The 2,206-nt window shown below is 51.3% G+C and carries 1 rRNA gene; it reads right to left on the minus strand.

The window, feature by feature from the left end:
* Window positions 1-2,206 (minus strand): 23S ribosomal RNA (locus I4U89_RS15440); the annotation flags it as partial.

The raw sequence follows: 2,206 nt of genomic DNA on the forward strand, positions 1-2,206 counted from the left end.
GGTCAAGTCCTCGACCTATTAGTATCGATAAGCTAAATACATTACTGCACTTACACCTTCGACCTATCAACCAGGTAGTCTTCCTGGGGTCTTACCCTTACGGTGGGAAATCTTATCTTGAAGTTGGCTTCGCGCTTAGATGCTTTCAGCGCTTATCCATTCCGTACATAGCTACCCAGCCATGCCCTTGGCAGAACAACTGGTACACCAGAGGTACGTCCATCCCGGTCCTCTCGTACTAAGGACAGGTCTCCTCAAATTTCCTACGCCTGCGACGGATAGGGACCGAACTGTCTCACGACGTTCTGAACCCAGCTCGCGTACCACTTTAATGGGCGAACAGCCCAACCCTTGGGACCTACTACAGCCCCAGGATGTGATGAGCCGACATCGAGGTGCCAAACCTCCCCGTCGATGTGGACTCTTGGGGGAGATAAGCCTGTTATCCCCAGGGTAGCTTTTATCCGTTGAGCGATGGCCCTTCCATGCGGAACCACCGGATCACTAAGTCCGACTTTCGTCCTTGCTCGACCTGTATGTCTTGCAATCAAGCTTCCTTTTGCCTTTACACTCTTCGCACGATTTCCGACCGTGCTGAGGAAACCTTTGAGCGCCTCCGTTACTTTTTGGGAGGCGACCGCCCCAGTCAAACTGCCCACCTGACGGTGTCCCAAGACCTGATTCAAGGCCTCTGGTTAGGATCCCAGTACTACAAGGGTGGTATCCCAAGGATGACTCCACACAGACTGGCGTCCATGCTTCATAGTCTCCCACCTATCCTGTACATGTAGTACCAAGACCCAACGTCAAGCTACAGTAAAGCTCCATGGGGTCTTTCCGTCCTGTCGCAGGTACCCGGCATCTTCACCGGGATTACAATTTCACCGAGTCTATTGTTGAGACAGTGCCCAAATCGTTACGCCTTTCGTGCGGGTCGGAACTTACCCGACAAGGAATTTCGCTACCTTAGGACCGTTATAGTTACGGCCGCCGTTTACTGGGGCTTAAGTTCACTGCTTCGGATTACTCCTAACAGATCCCCTTAACCTTCCAGCACCGGGCAGGCGTCAGCTCCTATACATCGTCTTGCGACTTAGCAGAAACCTGTGTTTTTGGTAAACAGTCGCTTGGGCCTATTCTCTGCGGCCATCCGAAGATGGCACCCCTTATCCCTAAGTTACGGGGTCATTTTGCCGAGTTCCTTAACAATAGTTCTCTCGCTGGCCTTAGGATACTCTCCTCACCCACCTGTGTCGGTTTACGGTACGGGCACCTTTAACCTCGGTAGAGACTTTTCTCGACAGTGTGAAATCAGCTACTTCGCCCGAAAGGGCTCCCCATCGTACCCTAGCATTATCAAGACGGATTTGCCTATCTTGACTGCCTCAGTACTTAGCCACACATAACCAACAGTGTGGTTAGCTTATCCTACTGTGTCATCCCATTCCTCAAACGGTTATTGGTGGTACAGGAATATCAACCTGTTGTCCATCACCTACGCCTTTCGGCCTCGGCTTAGGTCCCGACTAACCCAGGGCGGACGAACCTTCCCCTGGAAACCTTGGGTTTACGGCCCGTGGGATTCTCACCCACGTCTCGCTACTCATGCCAACATTCTCACTCGTATACTGTCCACATGTCCTTACGGTCATGCTTCAGCCTGCATACGAAGCTCCCCTACCCATCATAAATGATGCCGTAGCTTCGGTAGTACGTTTTAGCCCCGGAAATTTTCGGCGCAGGATCACTCGACCAGTGAGCTATTACGCACTCTTTAAATGAGTGGCTGCTTCTAAGCCAACATCCTGGTTGTCTGTGCAATCCCACATCCTTTACCACTTAACGTACATTTAGGGACCTTAGCTGACGATCTGGGCTGTTGCCCTCTTGACTATGAATCTTATCACCCACAGTCTGACTCCTGAGCAAAAGAAGACGGCATTCGGAGTTTGATAGTCTTCGGTAAGTGCAATACCCCCTAGGACATTCAGTGCTCTACCTCCGTTTCTCTAAGCTCAAGGCTAGCCCTAAAGCTATTTCGGGGAGAACCAGCTATCTCCGGGCTCGATTGGAATTTCACCGCTATCCACAAGTCATCCCCGAGCTTTTCAACGCTCGTGGGTTCGGTCCTCCACGAAATTTTACTTTCGCTTCAACCTGCTCATGGATAGGTCGCCCGGTTTCGGGTCTACGTCAAGTAACTTAA

The organism is Romboutsia sp. 1001713B170131_170501_G6, from assembly GCF_015668195.1.
Lineage (GTDB): Bacteria > Bacillota > Clostridia > Peptostreptococcales > Peptostreptococcaceae > Romboutsia_C.